The organism is Aminiphilus sp., assembly GCF_029975095.1.
In the GTDB taxonomy this organism is placed as follows: Bacteria; Synergistota; Synergistia; order Synergistales; family Aminiphilaceae; genus Aminiphilus.
This window is the reverse complement of record NZ_JARKPW010000211.1, coordinates 1-5,443: the sequence shown is the minus strand read 5'-3', so window position 1 is coordinate 5,443 and position 5,443 is coordinate 1. Positions and strand designations below refer to the sequence as shown.

Sequence of the window (5,443 nt, the reverse complement as noted above, 5' to 3'; positions counted from 1 at the left end):
CACCTGATTTTTTCCCGATCCCACAAGCAGAAGCAGGAAATCCGAGTCGTCCGAAAAAGGAGGAGAAGCGTTTCTCCTCTTTTTTTTGTGCTTTTTTTTGGTATGCTCTTGGAAGAAGTGGAGGTGTTTCACCATGCCCAGTGTGAACGTCCAGGCTCTTTTGTCCATCGGCCTTTTTCTGCTTGCATTGCTTCTCGCCCGAAGTGTCAATAACATCAATCGAGGGATCTGGCCCGGCGGTCCTGTCTGGGTTTTTTATTTGCGGGTCCTTCTGGGGTTTGTCTTCACTGCTTCCATCGCGTTTGCCTTTTACGCGTTTGCTGGAATCGACATTCTGGGCAGAAGGTAGGTTGCAGAATGATGCGACGATGTGTTCGGCTCGCGGTGATCTTCCTGCTGTCGCTTTCCTCGGTGTTCTTTGAACTCCCTGTTGTCTTCTCCGGGAATTACGGTATGGCGCAAGCAGTTCCTCAGGCCCTGCCGGGAGCAAAACGAGAGGAAGCGGAACGCCACCTTCTCGCCGCCTATTCCTATATGGTACATCAACGCTATTGGAAAGCGCTGGATTCGCTTGAACTGGCGCTGCAGAACAACACCTATCTGGTGGACTACTACCTCATGAAAGGGCTCATCCTGCGGCGACTTGGAGAAACGGCCTCGGCAGTAGAGGCATTGTCGCATTACCTTGAGGTCCGCCCTGCCGAACACGCTCCCTCTCGTATTTTCGAAGCTCTTGTCGAAGAGGTGCGTTTTCTTGAACAAGCTCTTGATGGCGATGTCCCGGGGGAACGCTTCAGCGTTTTGCGACATACCTCCGAAAGGGCGTTCGCCTTTCCCGGATGGACTCCCTTTACGCCTCTCGGAATGGGAAAGATGACGACCGCAGGCTCCCTGTTCTTCCTCGCCGACACGGAGGGAAACAAGACCTGGATCGTGCGGGAAGGGGGGCGAGTTCGCCCTCAAATCGTCTCTTCGGACAGTCCCGTCGCGGTCATCCCGAGAAATGGAGAGTCCTTCCTCGTGGTGGGAAGAAACGGAGATATCGGAGAAGGCTCTCTAGACGCAACGGGGCATCTCTCTGGCGATGTGACGCCCCGAGGAAGTTTGGGTATATTCGTCGCCGATGCCGTTCCTCTTTCGGGAAACACGTTTTGCGTCGCCGATTGGGGAGAGCGAAGACTCTCCTTCGTTGACTTTCCCTCTCTCCAGGTGCTTTGGAACTGGTCTCCTGAGACGGGAACGCTTCTTCAACCTTTCGAACCCGTCGCACTTGCCGGCCTGGGAGAACTCCTTGCCGTAGCGGACCGAGGAAGGGGGCGTGTTCTCCTTCTGAACACACGTACCAGAACGACCGAGGCGGAGATCGATGAACTGGGAACGCCCAGGGACATCGCATGGACTCCCTGGGGTAGCCTTCTCATCCTTGACGAGCGTGGGGACCTTTACACATGGAAATCCGGAACGCCTCCCGAACTTCTCGTTCGGCTGGAAGGAGCATGGACCCTGGATGTTCTCGACGGAAGGCCCTTCGCTCTCCACGTATCGGGGAAGTACCTCTGGGAAGGACAGCCGTTCCCGCCCGTCAACGCGGGACTGTTCATGCTCAATCTTTTTACCCCCTCCGTAACTCATGGCTCCGATCCGGAAGCCATTTTACAGGGGCACGTGGGATTTCCCGCTCAAGAGATCCTTCGTAGGCAACGCACCTACACATCTGCCGCGTGGATGGGAAAACAGCTGCAAGGTAACGTGCGATTTCTTCATCGCTCCGCCATCACACCGTTGGTTCTCCTTGCTCCGGGGAAGACCCTTGATCTTCCCGGAAGTGTCGTCCTTCAGGACGGCGGAGTTCTGCTTCCCGTCCTGCGGCGTTCCGGATGGGATATGGGCATTGTCCCCACGGACATCATCCTGGATACGGGGATACCTTTTTCCAGAGACGACCTGCGTCGTCTCCTGGCACTTGCCCTTCACAATGGAATTCGAGTGCACCTCTGGGCGCCTTCACAGATTCCGTCACGTTTCCTCGCACGACTCATGCTTCTGACCGGTGGAAGACTTCTCGTCTCGGAAACGCTCGACACCGTAGCCGAGCCGGACCCATTCGTGCTTGAAATGCGCTTTCCCCTGCCCGTCGACGCCTTCCCTTCGGGATATCCAAGCGGATCCATGCTTTCCGTTTTTGTCGACAGCGGCGAACACATTCTTCGGGATTGGTTTCCCTTCTGGCCATCGGGCCTTCGAAGTGAGGAAGGTGCCTCGGAATAGGGGCTCACGTGACACCTCGTGCCCTTGCCGAAAACAGACAGTGGCGGGAGCACCCCTCATCGGGAAAGGAGAGACTCTGTTGAACACGTTGGTGCAAAAAGCACTCGCAGGAGATTCAAGATCCACCGCAAGACTCATCAGTATTATCGAAAGTGAATTACCCTCTGCCGAAAGTATCATGCGTTCCATCTATCCCCACACGGGGAAAGCGCAGATTCTCGGCATCACTGGCAGTCCCGGTGCAGGAAAAAGCACGCTCACCGACAAAATCATCACATCACTTCGTGATGCAGGAAAAACCGTCGGAGTCATCGCGGTCGATCCTTCCAGCCCCTTCACCGGAGGTGCCATTCTCGGAGACCGCCTTCGGATGCAACAACATGCCACGGAGAGCGGCGTTTTCATTCGAAGCATGGGAACAAGAGGCTCCCTTGGGGGCGTGAGCCGCGCCACGTACGAGGCCGCGCTGATTCTCGATGCCTGCGGTAAGGATGTCGTCCTCATCGAAACGGTCGGCGTGGGCCAGTCCGAAGTCGACATCATGCGTATTGCCGACACGGTGTGTCTCGTCCTTGTTCCGGGCATGGGGGACGACATCCAGATCATGAAGGCGGGCATCATGGAAATCGCAGATCTCTTCGTCGTCAACAAGGCGGACAGAGATGGAGCTGAACGGGTGGTTCGCGAAGTGGAAATGATGCTCGACCTCTTGGGAGAAAAAGCATGGAGACCGCCCGTCCTCAAAACCGTGGCCGAACGTGGCGAAGGGGTGCCCGAGGTAGTGGAAGCCATTGCACAACACCGGGATTTCCTTCTCCGTAGTGAAGACGGACGTCGGCGTCGCTGGGCACGATTGGAGATGGAAGTAGAGGAAATCCTTCGCCGGGAAATCGCCGGAATGGTTGGGCGCTCTTGGGAAAAACTGAAATCACCCGATCTCATTCTTGCCTTGGAAGAGCGGAGAACCACACCCTATGCTGTGGCGGATACCGTTTTCGAGGAGATGCTTTAAAGGGTGATTTCTTCTCAAAAAAGCAACGACATCGCGAAGGGAAGTGGGGCCATGAACATCGCCATCGGCGCGGACCATGCCGGTTTTACTCTGAAAGAATCCGTAAAAAATCTTCTTCTGTCATTGGGACATCATGTGGACGATTTCGGGACCGACTCGGCGGAGCGGAGCGTCGACTATCCGGATATCGCCATCCCCGTGGCAGAGGCAGTAGCGAGCGGCACCTACGATCGAGGCATCCTTCTTTGCGGAACGGGTATCGGTATGTCCATCACAGCCAACAAGGTCAAGGGTGCCTACACTGCACTCTGTCATGGCGTCTTCGAGGCCCAGGCAAGCCGAAAACACAATAACGCCAACATACTCGCACTGGGCGGGCGGATCCTCGGTGAAGAAATCGCATGCCAGATCGTTACAGCCTGGCTTTCCACTTCCTTCGAAGGTGAGCGACATTTGCGGAGAACGCGGTCGATTCAACACTACGAGAGGCGAAATACGCCGGAGCATCCCGTTCCGGGAGTTGAAACGGGACGTTTTATCGTGGTGGATCATCCGTTGATCCAACACAAGGTCGCTATCATCCGCGACAAACGGACAAGTGTCAAAGAATTTCGGGAACTCGTGCAAGAAATTGCGGGACTTATGGTCTACGAGACAACACGGGACCTCCCACTTGAAGAAACCTGTGTCGAAACACCCCTTGAGCGAACCGTCGTTAAAACCCTCTCGGGGAAAAAACTTGCCGTGGTTCCAGTGCTCCGTGCGGGTTTGGGCATGGTGGACGGTATCCTTCGTCTCGTTCCCAACGCCAAAGTTGGGCATATCGGTCTTTACCGGGATCCCGAGACGCTGGAGCCCGTCGAGTATTACTGCAAGCTCCCGGGAGACATCCAGGAAAGGGATATTTACATCCTTGATCCCATGCTGGCCACCGGCGGGTCCGCCTCGGCCGCCATCGATCTCGTGAAACGCAAGGGGGCAAGGAAGATTTCTCTCGTCTGCCTCATTGCCGCACCCGAAGGAGTCGCAAAGGTGCGAGAGAGACATCCCGAGGTGGATATTTTTACGGCGGCCCTTGACAAACATCTCAACGATCACGGATACATCGTCCCAGGACTCGGCGACGCCGGAGATCGTCTTTTCGGAACGAAATAGCCGTTTTCATGGCACAGATGATCGTAAGGACCCTTTTTGCCGGCACCATTCTTTTCGGCTTGTTTTGGGGGATCGCATTTACCCCCATGACGATTCGACTGGCTGCCCGTTATCGAATCATCGATCGTCCTGGAGAGCGAAAGACCCACCCCGAGGATATTCCCCGGGGTGGAGGACTCGCTCTTTGGTCCGGACTGATGCTCTGGAACCTCCTTGCCTGGGGGAACGGTGCCATGTCCGTCCCTCTCGCAACCGGAGCGAGCCTTGTTTTCTTCGTAGGCTACATAGACGATATGCGTCCTTTGCCCCCGCTTTTTCGCCTCGCCCTTCATCTTATGGCCGCGTTTCTCGTTCTTCTCCCGCTTCCGCTTCCTTACGGAATACGCCTGCTCCTGCTCTTCTGGATAGCGGGATGCACAAGTGCCTTCAACCTCATCGACGGCATGAATGGCCTGTGTCTGACTCTCTCCATGAGCAGTTTCGCCATTGGAGCAGCCACTGGGTTCGGCAGTTTCTGGGGACTTCTCCTCGGTATTTCCGCGGGAATTCTCTTCTGGAATTTCCCCAAGGCAAAGACCTTCCTCGGTGATGGGGGAAGCACCCTCCTCGGGTTTCTCTGGAGTGCTCTCCTTGTTGAAGAGACAGGAGTGATTCTGCAGAGAATACCGTTTCACATGGTGGCGCTGCTCTTGCTCCTTTTGGGTGGGGTCCCTATACTCGACACATCCTACTCCATTGTGCGACGTATTTTGCACGGGCGCTCTCCCTTTTCTCCCGACAGGGGGCATCTTCACCACAGACTCCTCGACGCGGGACTCCATGGATGGGGCGTGTTGGCCATTCTCAACCTCTTGCACATCGCTCTTGTCGCCAGCGGAATCTACCTTCTTGGAGGAGGCCCTTCCTTGTGAAGCGGAGAAAAATCGTCTGTGTCGTCGTGGGAACACGGCCGGAAGCAATCAAAATGGCCCCGGTCGCACTCGCCTTGAAACATGATGAGACATTTCA

General features: G+C 55.8%; 5 protein-coding genes. All 5 read left to right on the top strand.

The genetic code is table 11. The annotated features are described in order from the left end of the window. Positions 1-133: 133 nt before the first annotated feature. The gene (locus Q1K49_RS13190) at positions 134-349 is read left to right on the top strand and encodes a flagellar biosynthesis protein FliR (RefSeq protein ID WP_300526459.1); all 216 of its coding nucleotides are present in this window, start codon (positions 134-136) and stop codon (positions 347-349) included. Positions 350-357: 8 nt separating this feature from the next. Beyond that, positions 358-2,268, top strand: coding sequence for a hypothetical protein (locus tag Q1K49_RS13185; RefSeq protein WP_300526458.1), 1,911 nt, complete (start codon positions 358-360; stop codon positions 2,266-2,268). A gap of 79 nt (positions 2,269-2,347) precedes the next feature. After that, positions 2,348-3,280 carry a methylmalonyl Co-A mutase-associated GTPase MeaB gene (gene meaB, locus Q1K49_RS13180; protein WP_300526457.1) on the top strand — a complete coding sequence of 311 codons (933 nt, stop codon included), beginning with the start codon at positions 2,348-2,350 and terminating at the stop codon, positions 3,278-3,280. Positions 3,281-3,331: 51 nt separating this feature from the next. Further along, positions 3,332-4,435, top strand: coding sequence for a uracil phosphoribosyltransferase (gene upp, locus Q1K49_RS13175; RefSeq protein ID WP_300526460.1), 1,104 nt, complete (start codon positions 3,332-3,334; stop codon positions 4,433-4,435). Positions 4,436-4,521: 86 nt separating this feature from the next. Further along, a complete protein-coding gene (locus Q1K49_RS13170; RefSeq protein WP_300526456.1) occupies positions 4,522-5,346 on the top strand; it encodes an MraY family glycosyltransferase in 825 nt (274 codons plus the stop codon). Positions 5,347-5,443: the final 97 nt, after the last annotated feature.

Bases quoted from the DNA above. Each gene is read 5' to 3' on its own strand.
- Q1K49_RS13190 (WP_300526459.1), top strand. From the start codon at position 134: ATGCCCAGTGTGAACGTCCAGGCTCTTTTGTCCATCGGCCTTTTTCTG.
- Q1K49_RS13170 (WP_300526456.1), top strand. From the start codon at position 4,522: ATGACGATTCGACTGGCTGCCCGTTATCGAATCATCGATCGTCCTGGA.
- Q1K49_RS13185 (WP_300526458.1), top strand. From the start codon at position 358: ATGATGCGACGATGTGTTCGGCTCGCGGTGATCTTCCTGCTGTCGCTT.
- upp (WP_300526460.1), top strand. From the start codon at position 3,332: ATGAACATCGCCATCGGCGCGGACCATGCCGGTTTTACTCTGAAAGAA.